Raw genomic sequence first — 17,972 nt, 5'->3', positions numbered from 1 at the left:
CAGGAGGCAGGAGGCAGGAGGCAGGAAGGCAGGCGGGTGGGTGGCCGGCCGGTCGGGACACCGACCGGCCGGCCACTGCCGTGCCCGGTGTACGACGCGGGCCTCACGGCTCCCCAAGACGGGGCCGACCGGCCCCTGCGCCCCCCTCCTCCGGTCCACGACAGTGGGATCCGGCGGGGCAGGGTGCCCGCAGCCGTTCAAGGAGGTGGGCCTCATGCCCGGACTGCTGGCCATCGGAGCCGTCACATCCATCGGCCTGGGCGCGATACTCGTCTTCGCGGTGGACTGGCAGTGGGACGGTGCCGACCGGATGTCGGTGGGGCTGATCATGATGGTGGTCGGGATGCTCGCCCTGCTCGTCGCCACCCACATGTCCGACCACGACTCCCACGAGGGGAAGACGCCGTGACGCGGGATGCACCGGCCGCCCTCGGCGGTCACGGCACAACGAGGAGCCCTCGTCGCGCAGCTGCGCGACGAGGGCTCCTCGTTGTGCCGGGGGATGCGGTGCCCCCGAGGGTCAGAGGTGGGGGACGACCGCCACGGGTGTCCGGGCGTGGTGCAGCACCGCGTGCGTGACCGGGCCGATGTGCACTCCGACCGCCGCCCGACGTATGCGCCGTCCGACGACCAGCAGCGACGCGTCCTGCGACGCTTCCACCAGATGGCCTGCGGGCCGGCCCACCATGCACTGCTCCTTGACGTCGACACGGGGGAACTTGCCCCGCCACGGGCGCAGTACGTCGGTGAGCGTGCCCGCTTCGCGGAGTCCCAGCGCGACACCGTGGCCGGGATCGGCCGCCGCGGGGTCGTACCCGTCGACCTTCGGCACGCTCCAGCCGTGCACGACCCGCAGCGTCGCCGCCCGCGCTTCGGCAGTTTCGAAGGCGTACGCGAGCAGTTCGTCGCACGGAGCGGAGAGGTCGAGGCCGAGCACCACGTCGCGGTACCGCCCCGCGTGGTCCCCGCCGCCGCTCGTGGGCCGCTGTTCGTCCTCGGCCCGTACGACGACGACCGGGCGTTCGGCGCGCGCGATGACGGCGAGGGACACCGATCCGGCCAGGAAGCCGGCCAGGCCGCCCAGTCCTCGTGACCCCAGGACCAGGACCTCCGCCTTACCGGCAGCGGCGAGCAGCACGTCCGCAGGGCGGCCGTTCACCACTTCGGTGGTGATCTCCAGACCGGGGTGCCTCGCTCGCAGGCGGTCGGCAGCGTTGCGGGGGATCTGCTCGGCGCACTGCCGAAGGACGCTCGCCCCGGCACCGGGAGCGGTGTCCAGACCGGTGAACGGGCCATGGGCAGAAGCCGGTGACCAGTCCTGCCAGACGTGCAGGAGGTGCAGTGGAAGCCGGCGCATCCGCGCCTCCCGGGCCGCCCACTCCGCAGCGGCCTGAGATTCGGCCGAGCCGTCCACGGCGGCGATGACGGTACGTGACATGTGTCCTCCGGGTGAGGAGTCGCTGATGAGGGGGTGAGCGCGCCGGCCGACCGGGCCGAGGGCGGCGCAGCGGTCGGCCGGTGTCGCCCGGGACGTGCTAACGGGACGGAGTGATCAGCCCGTAGTGGCCGTCGTAGCGGTGGTAGAGGACGGCGCCCCGGCCGGTGGCCGCGTCCTCGAAGAAGACGAAGGGCAGCCCGGTGAGGCGAAGCCGCGAAACGGCCTCGGCCACACTGGTCGTCGGCACGGGGACCGTGCTCACACCGAGCAGACCGTCGACCTCCCGTTCCTGGCCCAGGGGTGCCAGCGAAGCCATGCGGTGCCGACCGGTGCGGACATCCCGGTAGACGACGCTGTCGCGCCCGGAGGCCAGGTCCGTGAAGAGCCAGAAGTCGTGGTCCATCGCCTCCAGGTCGATCACGGCGTCCTCGGGCGTCTGGTGTTCCAGGCCGAAGGACTTGTGCCGCACGATGCGGCGCTCCTCGGCGGGAAGGCGACGACGGTGCGGACGGTCGTCGTGCCCCGCGCCATCCAGCTCGGCCCGTGTGCGCAGGCTGCCGTGGAAGCCGCCCGCCCCGAACCGCCGTGGCCGGGCGAGCCGGGCGGCCAGACGCTCCTGCAGGAGGTCGATCGCTTGGAACATGCTGCTCGCGGCCACGTGGGCGCGTACGGGCCGGCCGTTGACGTCGACCACGGCCTGGGCCGTGACCGGACGGCTCACCGACGTGCTGACGGCTTGGGTGAGCTTCACCCGCACGGCCAGTACCGGTTCGCGTACGTGGTCGACCACCGCGAGCATCTTCTTCTCGGCGTAGGCGTCCGCGCCCTCGGGCACCGGCCCCCGGTTGCGGACCTGGACGTCGACGTTCCGGCTGGTCTTGAGACCGCTCATGTGAACTCCTCCTCGATCGTTCCCAGCGTGTACGCCGACGGACGCTCCGGGGCAGAGCCGTCCGGGCCCCGCCCGCAGTGCCACTGGTACCGGCACCATCCACAGATCCGGGACTTCCGGACGGCCGGGCAAGGCCGTTCGGCCTGCAGACCGCGGACCGGCGGGCCGGCGGCATCCCGGCCGTCCCCGTTGTCAGCGATCGCTCCCGCTGCGGGCCGTCAGCCGGTTCACCACACCGACCACGCCGTCCACACGCCAGGCGGCCCTGATCAACGCCGCGACATCGTGGGCCGGTTCGGGCGATCCCGTCATGGTGACCATGCCGTCGCGGACGTCGATGCGGAGCCCCTCGATGCGGTCGGCGGCTGGTGACGGGCCGGAGACGGCGCAGGTGACGTCCGCGAGGATCTCACGGTCCGACCTCAGGAAGACGCGGAGCAGATCACGCCGGGTGGCAATGCCGACGAGGCGGTCCTCCTCGTCGACCACCGGCAACCGGTCGATGTGGCGGCGCTCCATGATGCGTGCGGCGTCCACGACGCGCTGTTCGGGATGCACGGTGACGGCCGGGCTGGTCATCAGCTCGCCGGCCTTCGGGGAGGCGCCCGCGAGGGAACGGGTGCCGGCCGGCTGCCGCAGCGTCGGCACCGTCGCGCGCCGAGCCGGTCCGTCCTGGCCGTGACCTGCCCGGTGGCCGGTGAGGTCGGTCCGGGAGACCACCCCCATCACCTTGCCGTCGTCGTCCACCACGGGCAGCCCGCTGATCCGGTGGCCGACGAGCAGCCGGGCCAGTTCTTCGAAGGAGGTGTCCGGGCGTGCCAGGACCACCTCGCCGGTCATGACCTCGCCCACCGTCCGCTGTCCGACCACAGTGCTCATCTCCGCTCCTCCGTACTTGCCGTCGCTTCCAGCGTGGGGCGCGGCACGGGCGGGGGACAGAACCGTTCAGGACCCCGGCGCCGGGCCGTTCGGCCCGCGACGGAGCGGCCGGAGACCATCGGGCCCGCTCCAGGGACCTTCGGGACCTCCGCCGAGGGGTGCGTCCCGGGCAAGGCTGTGGGCGGCGGCACGGAACGGGTGGCCACCGGCATGGCCGCCCCGGTGGTCCGCGCCGTATGCCCGCAGCGCCATCCACACCCAGGGAGCTTCCATGACCCGGCAGACCAGCACCCCCAGCCCCACCCCCGACACCGCCCCGTCGGACACGCGCATCGCCGTCGATCTCCTGGTGGACAATGCCTCCAAGGCGCTCGCCGACTTCGAGTCCTTCACGCAGGACATGGTCGACCACATCGTCGCCAAGGCGTCGGTGGCCGCCCTCGACCAGCACACCGCCCTGGCGCGCCTGGCGGTGGAGGAGACCGGGCGGGGTGTCTTCGAGGACAAAGCGGCCAAGAACATGTTCGCCTGCGAGCACGTCACCCACAGCATGTCCCGGGCGAGGACGGCCGGTGTCGTCCGCCGCGACGACATCGAGGGCATCATCGAGATCGCCGAACCCGTCGGCGTGCTCTGCGCGGTCACCCCCGTCACCAACCCGACGTCCACCACCCTCTTCAAGGCGCTGCTGGCGCTGAAGACACGCAACCCCGTCGTGTTCGCCTTCCACCCTTCCGCACAGGTGTGCAGCACGGCGGCCGCGCGCATCGTACGGGACGCCGCCGTGGCCGCCGGAGCCCCCGAGCACTGCGTGCAGTGGATCGAGTCCCCCTCCATCGAGGCCACGAGCCTCCTCATGCGCCACCCGGGCGTCGCACTGATCCTGGCGACCGGCGGCAACGCCATGGTCAAGGCCGCGTACTCGGCCGGCAAGCCCGCCGTCGGCGTCGGCGCCGGCAACGTGCCCGCCTACGTGCACCGCAGCGCCGACCTGCGCCGGGCGGTCAACGACCTCGTCCTGTCCAAGTCCTTCGACAACGGCATGATCTGCGCGTCCGAGCAGGCGGTCATCCTGGACACCGACGTGTACGAGGAGGCGCTCGCCGAGTTCCGGCGCCTGCACGCCCACATCGCCACGGACGAAGAGAAGCGGAAGCTGGAGACCTACCTGTTCCCGCCGGACCCGGCCGGCAGGCAGGGCCGCCTCAACCCGGCCGCCGTCGGGCAGAGCCCCGACCGGATCGCCGAACAGGCCGGGTTCACCGTCCCCGCGGACACGTCGCTCATCCTGGCCGAGGCGAGCGGCGTCGGGCCCGGCGAACCGCTGACGCGGGAGAAGCTCTGCCCGGTCCTCACCGTGCTCCGGGCCGCGTCGACCGAGGAGGGCTTCGATCTCGCCGCCGACATGGTCGACTTCCACGGGCAGGGGCACAGCGCGGTGATCCACACCGGTGACCCGGTCCTCGCCGAGCGCTACGGCCGACGTATGAGGACCGTACGCATCATCGTCAACTCGCCTTCCTCGCAAGGGGCGATCGGCGGCATCTACAACCGGCTGGTTCCGTCCCTGACCCTGGGCTGCGGTTCCTGGGGCAGCACCTCGGTCTCGGACAACGTCTCGGCCGCCCAGCTGCTCAACATCAAGCGCGTCACCACCCGGCAGAACAACATGCAGTGGTTCAAGGTGCCGCCGAAGATCTACTTCGAGCCCCAGGCCATCCGCTACCTCGCCGCGATGCCCGAGGTCCACCGCGTCACCCTGGTCACCGACGCCACCATGACCAGCCTCGGCTACGTGGAGCGCGTCAGCCGCGTCCTGCAACAGCGGGAGCAGCCCGTGACCCTCCAGGTCATCGACGACGTCGAACCGGAGCCGAGCATCGACTCCGTCCGGCGGATCCCCCATGGACGCGGCCAAGGTGATGTGGCTGCTGTACGAACAGCCGGACGTCGACTTCGCCGACATGCGGCAGAAGTTCTCCGACATCCGCAAGCGTGCCTTCCGCTTCCCCGTGCTCGGCAAGCGCGCCCGTCTGGTCTGCGTTCCCACCACGTCGGGCACCGGCGCCGAGGTCACGCCCTTCGCGGTGATCTCCGACCCGGCGACCGGCAAGAAGTACCCGCTGGCCGACTACGCCCTGACCCCCAGCGTTGCGATCGTCGATCCCGTCCTGACCGCCGAGCTGCCCGCGACGCTCGCCGCCGACAGCGGCTTCGACGCCCTCACGCACGCCACCGAGGCGTACGTCTCCGTCTACGCCAACGACTTCACCGACGGCCTGGCGCTCCACGCCGTCAAGCTGGTCTTCGAGAACCTGGAGGCCGCCGTCACCGGCGAGGACGCACGACGCACCCGGGCACGGGAGAAGATGCACAACGCAGGCACCATCGCCGGCATGGCCTTCGGCAACGCCTTCCTCGGCATCGTCCACGCCATGTCCCACACCCTGGGCGCCACCTTCCACATCGCCCACGGCCGGACCAACGCGATCCTCCTGCCGCACGTGATCCGCTACAACGGCACCGTCCCGTCCAAGCCGACGGGCTGGCCCAAGTACGAGAGCTACCGGGCACCCGAGCGCTTCCAGGACATCGCACGCGCCCTCGGGCTTCCGGCAGCCACGCCCGCCGAGGGCGTGGCCTCGTACGCCGCCGCGGTGGAACGCCTGCGGGACGCCGTGGGCATCGAACCGTCCTTCCGTGCCCTGGGCCTCGACGAGACCGCCTTCATCGGTGCGCTGCCACAGCAGGCGCTGAACGCGTACGAGGACCAGTGCGCCCCGGCCAACCCGCGCATGCCGATGCTGGACGACATGGAGGACATCATGCGCACGGCGTACTACGCCGGGCCCCGGCCAGTTCCCTCCACCTGACCGTAGGGTCACCGCGCGGGCCGATACCCTGTTCGCGTCGGCGGGTGATCGAGGTCGGGAGGCCCAGTGGGGGTGGAGGAGCCGCTGCCGCGGATGCCCCAGATGCGGCTCGACGAGCTGCTGGAGGAGCTGCAGGCACGCATCAACGCGGCCCGCGGCACCCGGGACCGGGTGCACAGCCTGCTGGAGGCGGTCGTCTCGGTGGGGCGCGAACTGGATCTCGCCCAGGTGCTGCGGCGCATCGTGGAAGCCGCTGCGCTGCTGGTCGAAGCCCAGTACGGAGCCCTCGGGGTCATCGGTCCCGACGGCAGGACCCTGTCTCAGTTCCTCACGTACGGGCTGACGGACGAGGAGATTGCCCGGATCGGGCCCCTGCCCGCCGGACACGGGATCCTGGGAAAGCTCATCCGGGATCCCGAGCCGCTCCGGCTCACCGACCTGGGCGCGGACGAGGCGTCGTACGGATTCCCGTCCCACCATCCGCCCATGCGGACGTTCCTGGGCGTGCCGATCCGGGTACGGGACCAGGTGTTCGGCAACCTCTACCTGACCGACAAGCGCGGCGGTCAGGACTTCGACGCCGAGGACGAATCGGTGATCTCCACCCTGTCCGTCGCGGCCGGTGTGGCGATCGACAACGCCCGGCTCTACGAAGGTTCCCAGCGCCAGCAGCGCTGGCTGCAGGCGAACGCGGAGATCACCAACAGCCTGCTCTCCGGCAGTCCGCACCGGGAGGTGCTGGAACTCATCGCCCGCCGCGCCCGGGAGATCACGGATGCAGCCCTCGCCGATGTGTCCGTCCCCGTCGCCGGGACGGACGACCTCGTCGTCGAACTGGCCGTCGGCGCGGACGGGGAAGCACGCCGTGGTCTGGTGGTCCCGGTGGAGGGCACCCTCTCCGGCGCCGCCCATCGAGCCGCCGCGCCCGTGACCACGGCGGGCCTCGCCGAGGACGACCGGTACTCCGCAGGCCCCCGCCGCTTCGACGGTCTGGGCCCGGCGGTCGCCGTCCCCCTGGGTACCGCCGCCCAGGACACCCGGGGCGTGCTGCTGCTGGCCCGGCACCTGGGAGAGCCCGTCTTCACGGAGGGCGAACTGGAGCCGCTGCTGGCCTTCGCCGGTCAGGCGGCGCTCGCCCTGGAGCTGGCAGAGCGACGGAGCGGAGCCGAGCAGCTCGCGCTCCTGGAGGACCGCGACAGGATCGCCCGTGACCTGCACGACCTGGCCATCCAGCGGCTGTTCGCGACCGGGATGACCCTCCAGAGCGCCACCCGGCTCGTGCAGAACGAGGGTGCCGCCGAACGCATTTCGAGGGCCGTGGGGGACCTCGACGAAACGATCAAGATCATCCGCTCCACGATTTTCGGCCTCCGCGCGCGTGATGAGGACAGCCGGCCGAGCCTGCGGGCGCACGTGGCCCGAGCCGTGGGCGAGACGGCGACCACGCTCGGCTTCCCGCCGCGTCTCAGCATGGAAGGGCTCCTCGACACCGACGTTCCGGCGCAGACCGCCGGACACGTCGTAGCCGCCCTCACGGAAATGCTGAGCAACGCCGCCCGCCACGCCCACGCGACACGTGTCGAGGTCTCCTTGCAGGCCACCGTCGACGAGGTCATCCTCACCGTGACGGACAACGGCCGGGGCATCCCCGCGGATGGCAGGCGCAGTGGTCTGCGGAACCTCGAGGAGCGGGCCCGGAGCCTGAGCGGCACGTTGCAGATCGCGCGCCCGGACGAGGGCGGCAGCCGGCTCGTGTGGCGGGCCCCGCTCGCCGCGGGCGTCGACGCCCCCTGACGTCTGCGGCCGGCCCGGGTCCCCGGGCGGCCGTGGGGGGTGCGAGCGCCGCAGGAGGGCCATCCGGCCCTGGCCGAAGGTCCCCACCGCACGGCAGGATGCAGTGGATCCGCCGACGGGCGGACGAACCGGCGAACACGGAGTGTGCGATGACGGACAGCAGCGGCAGCCCCACCGGCAGGGAACCGGTCAGGGTCTTCCTCCTCGACGATCACGAGGTCGTACGGAGAGGTGTGCACGATCTGCTGGACGCCGAGCCCGACCTGACCGTGGTGGGGGAGGCGGGGACGGCCGAGCAGGCGCTCGTCCGCGTGCCCGCGCTGCGCCCGCAGGTCGCCGTCCTGGACGTGCGTCTGCCGGACGGGGACGGCGTGAGCGTCTGCCGGGAGCTGCGCTCCCGCATGCCCGACCTCGCCTGTCTGATGCTGACGTCGTTCGACGACGAGGAGGCGCTGCTCGACGCGATCATGGCCGGCGCGTCCGGTTACGTGCTCAAGCAGATCAGCGGCACCGACCTGGTGACCGCGGTGCGGACGGTCGCTTCCGGCCAGTCCATGCTGGACCCCGGTGCCACGGCCCGGGTGATGGCCCGGCTGCGCGGGGGGCCTCCTCAGGAGGAGCCTGCGCAGGGTCTGCTGCCCGGCCTGACGGAGCGCGAGCGGGAGATCCTCGCCCTGGTCGGAGAAGGACTGACCAACCGTGAGATCGGTCAGCGGCTCTACCTGGCGGAGAAGACGGTCAAGAACAACATCTCCCGGCTGCTGGCCAAACTCGGCGTCGAACGGCGGGTGCAGGCCGCCGTCATCGCCAGCCAGGCTCTGGCGCCGAAGAGCGATCAGAGCGGGCGGCTCAGCCGGGTGTGACAGGCGTCGGGGAACGGACGTTCCCTCGAACCGGCTGAACGGTCCTGCCCGGCGTCCTCGGTGCGCCGGGCAGGACCGTTTCAGCATGTCGGCAGGGGAGACCGGCCGGGCTGCGGTACTGCGGGCCCACAGGTCCCGCGGGAGGGACCTGTGGCCCCTCTGCGGCAGTGCCGTGGCGGGCGACTGTGGAGGGGGAGCCATGTCGCCGTTCTCCGGAGGAGCCGTTCATGTCCCGCACCGTCACCGTCGGCTTCGACGGGTCGCCTGAAAGCCTCGCCGCCAGGGACTGGGCTGCCCGGGAGGCGGTGTGCCGTGCGGTGCCGCTGAGGCTGCTCCGGATCCGGAGCGAGGACGACGACCCGCGCACGCGCCGGTGGGATCCCGCGACCGCCCGGGGGTGGGGTGAGCGGGCGCTCGACACGGCGGAGAGGCGACTGATCCGGCGCCACCCGGGTCTGGCGACCGAGACGCAGTGGACCGGCGGGGACCCGGTGGAGGAGCTGTGCGCAGCCGCGGACGAGGCGGAGCTGCTGGTGCTCGGCTCCCGCGGCCTGGGCGGACTGGCCGGCTTCTTCGCCGGGTCCGTCTCGCTGGCCGTCCTCGCCCGCACCCGCCGCCCCGTCGTCCTGGTCCGCCCGCACGACCCCCCGGCGGCCGCGGAAGACGCACCGGCCGGAGAGGTCGTGGTCGGACTGGACGTGTCCGCACCCGGCGACGAGGTGCTCGCCTTCGGCTTCGCGGCGGCCGACCGGTACGGCTGTGTCCTGCGGGTCCTGCACACCTGGGCTGCTCCGGCGCTCTACGGCGCCGAGCTGGGCGCCGTACAGCAGCTGATCTCGGCGGAGGTCGCACAGGACGCGCGGCGGGCGCTCGACGCAGCGCTGTCCCCCTGGACGGACACATACCCGGGCGTGGCCGTTGTCCGCGAGTGCCGCCAGGGCCGGCCGGCCCAGGACCTCGTCGAAGCCGCGCGGAGAGCCCGGCTGGTCGTGGTGGGCCGCAGGAACCGGCGTGCGCGCCTCGGTACGCACATCGGGGCCGTCACCCATGCCGTCGTCCACCACTGCCCGGCTCCCGTGGCGGTCGTGCCGCACGACTGACCGACCGTACCGACCGCTCCCGGCCGCCGAGCCTCCCGGGACCGGGCACCCACCGAAAGGACTGGCGAGCAGCCATGACCACCTATGTGTACGACTTCTCCGAGGGCAGCCGGGACATGGCCGGTCTCCTGGGAGGCAAGGGAGCGAACCTCGCGGAGATGGCGCGCATGGGTCTTCCCGTGCCGCCCGGCTTCACCATCACCACCGAAGCCTGCCGGACCTTCCTCACCACGGGGCGGCCCCCGGCCGGACTCGACCGGCAGATCGCCGAGCATCTCGCGGCGCTGGAACGAGTGGCCGGGAAGCGACTCGGACAGGCGGACGACCCCCTGCTCCTCTCCGTCCGCTCGGGGGCGAAGTTCTCGATGCCGGGGATGATGGAGACCGTCCTCGACATCGGACTGAACGATCTCTCGGTCCTGGGCCTGGCCAAGAATCCCGAGCGCGAACGCTTCGCCTGGGACTCCTACCGGCGTCTCGTGCAGATGTTCGGCAGTACGGTCATGGGCGTGGACAGCTCCCTCTTCGAGGCTGCACTCGCCGCAGTCAGGGAGCAGCACGACCGCGGCGACGACACGCAGTTGGACACCTGTGACCTCATCCGGATCGTCGAAACGTTCAAGGACCTGATCAAGGAGCGAACCGGGGAGGAATTCCCGCAGGATCCGTCCGAGCAACTGCGGCGTTCGGTCCTTGCCGTCTTCGCCTCGTGGAACGGCGAGCGCGCACGCCTCTACCGTCGACGCGAGCACATCCCGGACGACCTCGGAACCGCGGTCACCATCCAGACCATGGTCTTCGGCAATCTCGGCCCGGACTCCGGCAGCGGTGTCGCCTTCACCCGGGACCCGGCAACCGGCCGGCCGGGCATCTACGGCGACTACCTGCCCGAAGCCCAGGGCGAGGACGTCGTCGCCGGTCTCCGCAACACCATGCCCCTCGAGGAGTTGGCCGGTCTCGACCCCGCGTCGTACCAGCGGCTGCGCGGCCACATGGAGCAACTGGAGTCCCACTACCGCGACTTGTGCGACATCGAGTTCACCATCGAACGCGGCACCCTGTGGATGCTCCAGACCCGCGTCGGCAAGCGCACCGCCCAGGCCGCCTTCGCCATCGCCGCCCAGCTCGCCGACGAAGGAGTCATCAGCGAGCGGGAGGCACTGGGCCGGGTCGGCGGCGACGCGCTCGCACGGCTGATGTTCCCCCGCTTCGCCACCACGGACCCGAGCCAGGTCATCGCGCGGGGCGTGCCGGCCTCACCGGGAGCGGCCGTGGGTGCCGTGGTGTTCGACTCCGCGGAAGCGGTCCGCAGGACGGCAACCGGGGAGAAGGTCGTGCTCGTACGGCAGGAGACGACGCCCGACGACCTGCCGGGCATGGTCGCCGCCCAGGCGGTGCTCACCAGCCGTGGCGGCAAGACCAGCCACGCCGCGGTCGTCGCACGCGGCATGGGCAAGGTGTGCGTCTGCGGCGCCGAGGACATCGTCGTGGACACCCGGGAGCGGCACTTCGGCGCCGGCGGCGTGACAGTCCGCGAAGGCACGGTCGTCTCCGTCGACGGGTCCGAGGGCGTGGTGCGCCTCGGCGCCGTACCCCTGGTCGACTCCGACGTCATGCGGTACTTCGAGGCGGGCGGCGTGCTGCCGGCGGACGACACGGCCGCGCAGCCGGTGCGCGACGTCCACCGGCTCGTTCGGCAGGCGGACGCCGTGCGGCGTCTGGAGGTCCGGGCGAACGCCGACACTCCCGAGGACGCGGCCCGCGCACGCCGCTTCGGCGCCCAGGGCATCGGCCTGTGCCGTACGGAGCACATGTTCCTCGGCGACCGGCGTCCTCTCGTCGAGGCGATGATCCTCGCGCACGGCGACAGCGAACGCGAGGCGGCGCTCGCGGCCCTGCTGCCGCTCCAGAGGCAGGACTTCACCGGCATCCTCGAAGCGATGGACGGCCTGCCGGTCACCGTCCGGCTGCTCGACCCGCCGCTGCACGAGTTCCTGCCGGACCGCACGGAGCTCGCCGTCCGTCTCGCACGCGGCGAAGCGCTCGGCACACCGGTCGATCCGCACGACACCGAACTCCTGGCGGCCGTCACGCGCATGCACGAGCAGAACCCGATGCTCGGCCTGCGCGGCGTGCGCCTGGGGCTGGTTGTGCCGGGGCTGGTGGCCATGCAGGTACGGGCCCTTGCCGAGGCCGTCGTGGCGCGCAGGCGGGCCGGCGGCGATCCCCGGGCGGAGATCATGGTCCCCTTGGTGGATGCGGTCGAGGAGTTCCACCTCGTACGCGAGGAAGTCGACCGGGTCCTGGCACAGGTTTCGCAGGAAGCGGGCATCGACGCCACCTGCCCGGTGGGAACCATGATCGAACTGCCCAGGGCGGCTCTCACCGCCGGCCGGATCGCGAAGGAGGCGGCGTTCTTCTCCTTCGGTACGAACGACCTGACACAGACCACGTGGGGCTCCTCCCGCGACGACGCCGAAGCCGCGTTCTTCTCCGCGTACCTGGACAAGGGGATCTTCCCCGTCTCCCCGTTCGAGACGATCGACCGTGACGGCGTCGGCCGGCTGGTACGGATCGCAGTCGAGGAAGGCCGGGCCGCCCGCCCGGACCTGAAGATCGGCGTGTGCGGGGAGCACGGAGGGGATCCCGCATCGGTCCACTTCTTCCACCGGGCCGGACTGGACTACGTCTCCTGCTCGCCCTTCCGCGTCCCGATCGCCCGGCTGGAGGCGGGCCGGGCAGCCCTGGAAGCGAACGGCACCGACGCGAGCGTGTAGCCCGCCCCGCCCCGGCCCGGTCCGGCCAAGGACCCGGTACCTACCGGCCCGAGGCTCCTGAGAGACCGGCGGCCTTCACCGGTCACCCGGAACGGGTGGGGGGCAGTGGTGGGGCCCGGCAGAACCTCACGGACGCGTACCGGCCGAGCGCCCTTCGCAGCCGGCTCGTTGCCGTGCCGGCTGAGACGGCTGTGTCAGGCGCGGTCGTAGCGGTGGCGTGCTGCTTCGATGGCTGAGAGGTGGCGGTGGGTCCAGTCGCACATCGAGTCCACGGTCGCCCGCAGAGCGTGGCCGGGTTCGGTGAGGGCGTACTCGACGCGCGGGGGAACCGTGGGGTGCACCGTCCGCGTCACGAGGCCGTTGCGTTCCAGCATTCGCAGGTTCTGCGTGAGCATCTTGTGGCTGATCCCGTCGACCTCGCCGCGCAGTTCGGTGAAGCGCAGGGTCCGCTCTCCCACCGTTTCGATGATCAGCAGCGCCCATTTGTTGGCGATGTCCGAGAAGATCTCGCGTCCCAGGGAGTCCGCCCGTGTCACGTCGGCGTCGTCCTGAGCCGCTCGCGGGCCGTTGACCTGCTTGCTCACCTTGTGGTTCCCCAGTTTCCGAAAAGTGCGTTCTTCCACGTCGTTGCCCACTCTCCTACGGTGACTGGGTAACCACAAGAGAGCACGAGGAGCAGAACCATGCCGGTCACACTGATCGACCCCGACGGATTGCCCGCGATCGACGCCTACCGGCAGGTCTCGGTGGCCACGGGATCGACCACGGTCTACGTCGCCGGACAAGTCGCCTGGGATGCCGACGGCATCACCGTCGGCATCGGCGACCTGGCGGCGCAGGTCGAGCGGTGCTACCTCAACGTGGCCACCGCCCTCGCAGGCGCGGGCGCCTCGTTCGACGACGTGGTCAAGCTGACCGTCTACGTCGTCGACTGGACGCCCGACAAGATGCCCCTGCTCATGGACGGCATCGCCCGGGCGTCGGCGGCGCTGGGCGCCGTCCCCCGGCCGCCGGCCACCCTGATCGGCGTGGCGGCACTCGACATCCCCGAACACCTCGCCGAAGTCGAGGCCACAGCCGTCGTCGCCTGACCGGGTCAAACCAGACGAGGCCGGATCCTGCAGGCGGCGCAGGTGCAGTCGGCTTCTCCGATCCGGCGCTTCTGCGCGCTGCGAAGGTTGCGCACTGCGTCATCGAAGGTGACTTCGTGACTCCCCCCGGGCAATTCCGGGGGCGGGCCCCGGCTGCGGGTATCGGTGTGGGAGCGGGCAGCCTGGTGGGCGCTGCCGGGCAGAGACCGGGAGGGCGACGACTGCTCAGCAGCTCGGACGGTAGGTGGTGTCCGGCATGAGGGTGCGCCACCTGTCCTGGTCGAGCGGTTTGCCCAGCCGCTTGCAGAGTTCCGACAGCCAAACCTCCGGCGTGAGTGGCAGTCGTTGGACCGGGGTGTGTGTTCCTTTGGTGTACAGGGTCCGGCCGTCGGGCGCGAAGGCGAGGGAGTGGACGGGGTCGCCGGGGGTCCGCATGGGCCCGCCGAGTGCCCGCAGGGTGGCGACGTCCCACAGACGGATCCGGCCCAGGTCGTCTCCTGTGGCCAGCATGCGGCGGTCGCGGGAGAACGCCATGACCGCGATCCGCACGGGGTTTCCGTCCGGCTCGCTCGTGGATCCGGCCAGCAGGCTTCCGATCCTGGTCTCGGTGCGTGCGTTCCACAGGCTGATCCGGCCGCGCCGGTCTGCGAACGCGGTCACGGATCCGTCCCAGGTCTGCGCGGTCTGCCCGGCGGCAGTGCCGTGCGCTGGGCGGAGCCGTGCCCCGTCGAGGCCGATGACCGTGCCGTCACCGAGGGTCAGCTGCGGCCCCTGAGGGTGCTCCACCGCTGAAGGGTTCCAAGGTCCTTCGGCGAACTTGAACTCCGGCACCGCGAACGTGTGGACGCGGGCTCGGCGTTGGAGGTCCCACACGGAGTCGGAGCTGATTCCGTACAGCCGTGGCGGCAGAAGGGCGGGGCCGGGGCCGGCCACGGGCAGGACCGCGAGCAGGCCCTGCTCGCCGCCGGCAGCGAATGCGACGGTCGCGGCCGTGTGCTGCTTTCTCGTGTCCCAGACGGTGAACCTTCCCTGGCGGCCGGGCTCCACCGACGGTCCGTAGGCGAAGAGGGTGCCGTCCGCGCTGAACGAGGCCAGCAAGTTGCTCTGCACCGCATCAGCGGGCGGGGCCGGGAGGCGGGCCAGGACTCGCTCGCCGCGCACGTCCCGCAGCTCCATCCGCTGCCGGCCGCCTGCCTCACGTACGTGGGTGACCGCGTGCTGTCCGTTCGGGCTGAGGTACGTCGTTTCCGCCCAGGGATCCCGCCACGATGCCTTGAGCGATGCGGCCGCCGACACGGAGCGCACGGTGAGGCCGTCGAGGCCGAGGTAGCGGACGACGCCCTGCTGCGTGTCGATGCGGAGCTGGCGTGGCGAGTCTCCCCACACCGGGATGGTCTGCACGAGCAGGGGGTCTCCTGGGCCGACGGTCCGCCACAGGGTGATGGATCCGGACGTCAGCGTGGCCAGGAAGCGGAAGTCGGCACTCGTGGCGAAGGCCGTGACTCCCGGCTGGCGGACGGTGCCGCTGTAGGGTGCCGCGACCGGCAGGACCGAACGCTTGCGACGTTCGAGTACGGCCTCCTCGTCCAGAGAAGTGAACCGGATGCCGGCATCGGTCCGGACCGCCAGGTTCCGGCCATCGGCGCTCAGCTCAAGACCGCGCCGGCTGCAGATCCGGCTTCCCTGGTCCAGATCACTCGGCAACGCGGCCCGATACGCCTCCCTGCCGCCCGCCGTGTCCCACACGTGCGCGAAACCGTCCGACCCGCAGACCGCGGCCTTGCTGCCGTCTGCGCTGAGAGCGATGGCGCTCCCGAAGGGGGAACCTGCGACGGCGAGGACGCGCCGCCTGCCCACCACGTCCCACACCTCGGCTCGGGTCCCGAGGTCGATCCCGAGGAACCGCTCGTCACCGCTCCACGACAGCCCCCGGACAGCGGGCCGCTCCGCGGCTTTCGCTTCCGGCCTCAAGACACTCGTCGTACCCGTGGCCACGGACCTGACCTCGACCGGCCCGGGAGTCTTCCTCGTGTCACGGCCGGCTCCCGGACGGGCCGGATCCGCAGCTGCCACCCGGGCCACGCGCGTCCCGCGGGGGCTGAGGTGAAGCAAGTACGGGTCCAGCCAGTCGTAGTCCGCGCCCTCGTCGGGCACCGGCTGTGGACGGGGAGCACCGGGGATCCTGTGGGACAACAGACGCTTCCTGGTGCGCAGGTCCCATCGCTCGACGCGGTCGGCGGCCTGCACGGTCACCGTGGCGCCGTCCGCTGCGAGTGCCGCGCGCCGGTTCCGCAGGGCGGGGCCACCGGCCGGCGCCGTGAAGTCGGGCAGGGCGCGCTCGCTCACGGCCGCCAACAGCCCGGCACGGGTCTCGGGCGTCCGGGCCATCCGCCATGCGGCGGCGCTGAGGTGCCCAGCCGTTTCCGCGTCGCTGAACCGGAGTCCTTCTGCCAATGCGGCCGCGCGTACGGCGGCGTCGAGGACCTGCCGTTCCTCCTGCGCCCGGTCCTGCTGCCACGCCACGGTTCCCGCCAGCACGGCCACCGCCGTCAACAGGGTCAGCACCGCGCGCAGAGCGGTGCGCCGGTGCCCTCTCGCACGCCGGGCCCGAAGGCTCGCCCTGACGAACGCCGCCTCTGCCGCGTTCAGTTCTCCCTCACGCGCCGGCGAGACGAGGTCACCGAACGCGGCGAGCAGCGCTTGCGTGGCCAGGGCGCTGGAGTGCCGCCCGAGTTCCTCCCAGCTCCGGGCGGCGTCGGTGAGCCGCCGGTGGCGCCGCAGCTCGTCGCGGCTCTCCTCGATCCACCCTTCCAGGCGCGGCCACGCCGAGATCAGTGCCTCATGGGCCAGCTCGACGGCGTTCTCGTCCACTGTGACGAGCCGGGCGCGCACCAGGGCGTCGAGTACGGGACCCTCTTGGACAAGTTCATCGGGGTGTGCCGGCCGGCGCGTGTCCGGCAGGCCGTTTCGGCCGGGACTGATCAGACGCAACAGGATGCGACGGACCGCTTCGGCCTGCGGACGGGTCAGGTCCATGTAGAAGGCCTCGGCACTGCGTGACACGGCCCCTTGGATACCGCCCGCCTCTTCGTAGCTGGCCAGGGTCATGAGCTTGGCCCGCCGCCGCCTCCATGTCTCCAGGAGGACGTGCGAGAGAAGGGGCAGGCCCGCACGGTGGTTGTGGACCTCGTCGATGATGCGGGACGTCAGGGCCCGCTCGACCACGACCGACCTGGCGGCTGCCGGCCCGGTGATCGCGGCACGCAGCTCGCTCCGACTCATCGGCCCGATGGGCAGACTCGCTCTGGCCACCGCCGCCGCGAGTCCTGCGTGCCCCAGGACCTGCGGGTAGAAGTCGGCTCGGACCGCGAGGATCACGCGGATGCGACTGTCGGGCGCGTCGGCCGCCAGCAGCAGGTCGACGAAGGCCTCGCGTCGGCGCACGTCCGTGCACAGCGTGAACAGTTCCTCGAACTGGTCGACGATGAGCCACGTGTCTCCCGGTCCGTCGGCCGGAAGGAGCGCCCCCTGGCGGAGCGTCGGCGGCTGCGCCCCCGGCGTGAGCAGCCGGACGGCAGCCGGGGCCGGATCGAGTTCCTGCAGCAGGGGTACGAGACCGGCCCGCAGCAGAGAGGACTTGCCGCTGCCCGACGGACCGAAGACCGTGACGACACGGTGCGACCGTGTGAGCGCGGCCAGGCTGCCGACGAGTTCCTCCCGCCCGAAGAACACGTCCCGGTTCCCGGGTTCGAACCTTGCCAGCCCGCGGTAGGGAGCGGCCTCACGGTCGTCCTCCGCCGCCCTCGCAGTCAGCTCGCCCGAGACCCGACGCCAACGCTCCTCCCACTCGACGGCATCGCCTCCACACACCCCGACATACGCCAGTACCACCGGCAGGCTCGGCAGCTGCCCGCCCGCCGCCGCACGGGACAGCGTCGCCACCGAGTACGTCCCTGCCCGCCGCGCCATCGCCGCGTAGGTCGGACTGCCCGCCCCGGCACGCAGCGCCCGTAACGCCGCGGCGAACTCCGCGGCCGGCCCGGCTGCCGGATCGATCTCCTTCTCGCGACGTCCCATCTGCCCACCCCTGTCCCGGCCGGCCCCCCGGCTGTCGATGTGGTCCCACTCAACGTGCGCGAGCACGGTCGCGCAAGGCGCGCATTGCCCGGTCGCTCCCGCTCGCACTCCTCGACAGCGGCTTGATCCCGCTGACCAGTGGAATGATCCGAGCTTCGACCGGCCCGATATTGTTGCGCCGCCCCTGT

General features: G+C 71.7%; 11 protein-coding genes and 1 pseudogene. 7 read left to right on the top strand and 5 right to left on the bottom strand.

Translation table 11 applies throughout. The features are described 5' to 3' along the window. The first annotated feature begins 214 nt into the window (after positions 1 to 214). Entirely contained in the window at positions 215 to 409 is a 195-nt protein-coding gene (locus tag LG634_RS32145; RefSeq protein ID WP_226739124.1) for a hypothetical protein, read from the top strand. A gap of 111 nt (positions 410 to 520) precedes the next feature. Here LG634_RS32145 and LG634_RS32140 read toward each other — a convergent pair whose 3' ends face one another. The 3 genes from LG634_RS32140 to LG634_RS32130 all read right to left on the bottom strand — a co-directional run bounded on the left by LG634_RS32140 (position 521) and on the right by LG634_RS32130 (position 3,209). Beyond that, positions 521 to 1,438 carry a universal stress protein gene (locus LG634_RS32140; protein ID WP_226739122.1) on the bottom strand — a complete coding sequence of 306 codons (918 nt, stop codon included), beginning with the start codon at positions 1,436 to 1,438 and terminating at the stop codon, positions 521 to 523. Positions 1,439 to 1,535: 97 nt separating this feature from the next. Beyond that, positions 1,536 to 2,330: an HPF/RaiA family ribosome-associated protein gene (locus tag LG634_RS32135; RefSeq protein ID WP_226739120.1), complete on the bottom strand. Its 795-nt coding sequence runs from the start codon at positions 2,328 to 2,330 to the stop codon at positions 1,536 to 1,538. 192 nt (positions 2,331 to 2,522) lie between these two features. After that, entirely contained in the window at positions 2,523 to 3,209 is a 687-nt protein-coding gene (locus LG634_RS32130) for a CBS domain-containing protein (protein ID WP_226739117.1), read from the bottom strand. Between the two features lie 271 nt (positions 3,210 to 3,480). On the opposite strand from LG634_RS32130, the pseudogene adhE reads away from it, so the two are divergent. From adhE to ppdK, 5 genes and pseudogenes are all read left to right on the top strand, one after another. Continuing rightward, positions 3,481 to 6,082: pseudogene (adhE, locus tag LG634_RS32125) on the top strand (bifunctional acetaldehyde-CoA/alcohol dehydrogenase). 93 nt (positions 6,083 to 6,175) lie between these two features. After that, positions 6,176 to 7,876: a GAF domain-containing sensor histidine kinase gene (locus tag LG634_RS32120; RefSeq protein ID WP_443729026.1), complete on the top strand. Its 1,701-nt coding sequence runs from the start codon at positions 6,176 to 6,178 to the stop codon at positions 7,874 to 7,876. A 149-nt stretch (positions 7,877 to 8,025) separates the two neighbouring features. Further along, a complete protein-coding gene (locus LG634_RS32115; protein WP_226739115.1) occupies positions 8,026 to 8,739 on the top strand; it encodes a response regulator in 714 nt (237 codons plus the stop codon). 227 nt (positions 8,740 to 8,966) lie between these two features. Next, complete coding sequence (locus LG634_RS32110; RefSeq protein WP_226739113.1) at positions 8,967 to 9,839, top strand: universal stress protein; 873 nt, start codon at positions 8,967 to 8,969, stop codon at positions 9,837 to 9,839. Positions 9,840 to 9,913: 74 nt separating this feature from the next. Beyond that, positions 9,914 to 12,616 carry a pyruvate, phosphate dikinase gene (gene ppdK / locus LG634_RS32105; protein ID WP_226739111.1) on the top strand — a complete coding sequence of 901 codons (2,703 nt, stop codon included), beginning with the start codon at positions 9,914 to 9,916 and terminating at the stop codon, positions 12,614 to 12,616. 194 nt (positions 12,617 to 12,810) lie between these two features. On the opposite strand, the gene LG634_RS32100 is transcribed toward ppdK, so the two are convergent. After that, complete coding sequence (locus LG634_RS32100) at positions 12,811 to 13,200, bottom strand: winged helix-turn-helix transcriptional regulator (protein ID WP_226739109.1); 390 nt, start codon at positions 13,198 to 13,200, stop codon at positions 12,811 to 12,813. A 99-nt stretch (positions 13,201 to 13,299) separates the two neighbouring features. Here LG634_RS32100 and LG634_RS32095 point away from each other — a divergent pair, with 99 nt between their 5' ends. After that, the gene (locus LG634_RS32095; protein ID WP_226739107.1) at positions 13,300 to 13,707 is read left to right on the top strand and encodes a RidA family protein; all 408 of its coding nucleotides are present in this window, start codon (positions 13,300 to 13,302) and stop codon (positions 13,705 to 13,707) included. Between the two features lie 225 nt (positions 13,708 to 13,932). Here the strand turns inward: LG634_RS32095 and LG634_RS32090 are convergent, their stop codons facing one another. Beyond that, on the bottom strand, positions 13,933 to 17,784 hold the full coding sequence (locus tag LG634_RS32090; protein ID WP_226739106.1) for an nSTAND1 domain-containing NTPase: 3,852 nt from the start codon (positions 17,782 to 17,784) through the stop codon (positions 13,933 to 13,935). Positions 17,785 to 17,972 lie beyond the last annotated feature (188 nt).

Origin of the sequence: Streptomyces bambusae, assembly GCF_020532645.1 — a bacterium.
Classification (GTDB): Bacteria; Actinomycetota; Actinomycetes; order Streptomycetales; family Streptomycetaceae; genus Streptomyces; species Streptomyces bambusae.
The sequence above is the reverse complement of the archived record's forward strand: the minus strand, read 5'-3'. Positions and strand labels throughout refer to the sequence as shown.

Bases quoted from the DNA above. Each gene is read 5' to 3' on its own strand.
- LG634_RS32145 (WP_226739124.1), top strand. From the start codon at position 215: ATGCCCGGACTGCTGGCCATCGGAGCCGTCACATCCATCGGCCTGGGC.
- LG634_RS32140 (WP_226739122.1), bottom strand. From the start codon at position 1,438: ATGTCACGTACCGTCATCGCCGCCGTGGACGGCTCGGCCGAATCTCAG.
- LG634_RS32135 (WP_226739120.1), bottom strand. From the start codon at position 2,330: ATGAGCGGTCTCAAGACCAGCCGGAACGTCGACGTCCAGGTCCGCAAC.
- LG634_RS32130 (WP_226739117.1), bottom strand. From the start codon at position 3,209: ATGAGCACTGTGGTCGGACAGCGGACGGTGGGCGAGGTCATGACCGGC.
- LG634_RS32120 (WP_443729026.1), top strand. From the start codon at position 6,176: ATGCCCCAGATGCGGCTCGACGAGCTGCTGGAGGAGCTGCAGGCACGC.
- LG634_RS32115 (WP_226739115.1), top strand. From the start codon at position 8,026: ATGACGGACAGCAGCGGCAGCCCCACCGGCAGGGAACCGGTCAGGGTC.
- LG634_RS32110 (WP_226739113.1), top strand. From the start codon at position 8,967: ATGTCCCGCACCGTCACCGTCGGCTTCGACGGGTCGCCTGAAAGCCTC.
- ppdK (WP_226739111.1), top strand. From the start codon at position 9,914: ATGACCACCTATGTGTACGACTTCTCCGAGGGCAGCCGGGACATGGCC.
- LG634_RS32095 (WP_226739107.1), top strand. From the start codon at position 13,300: ATGCCGGTCACACTGATCGACCCCGACGGATTGCCCGCGATCGACGCC.
- LG634_RS32090 (WP_226739106.1), bottom strand. From the start codon at position 17,784: ATGGGACGTCGCGAGAAGGAGATCGATCCGGCAGCCGGGCCGGCCGCG.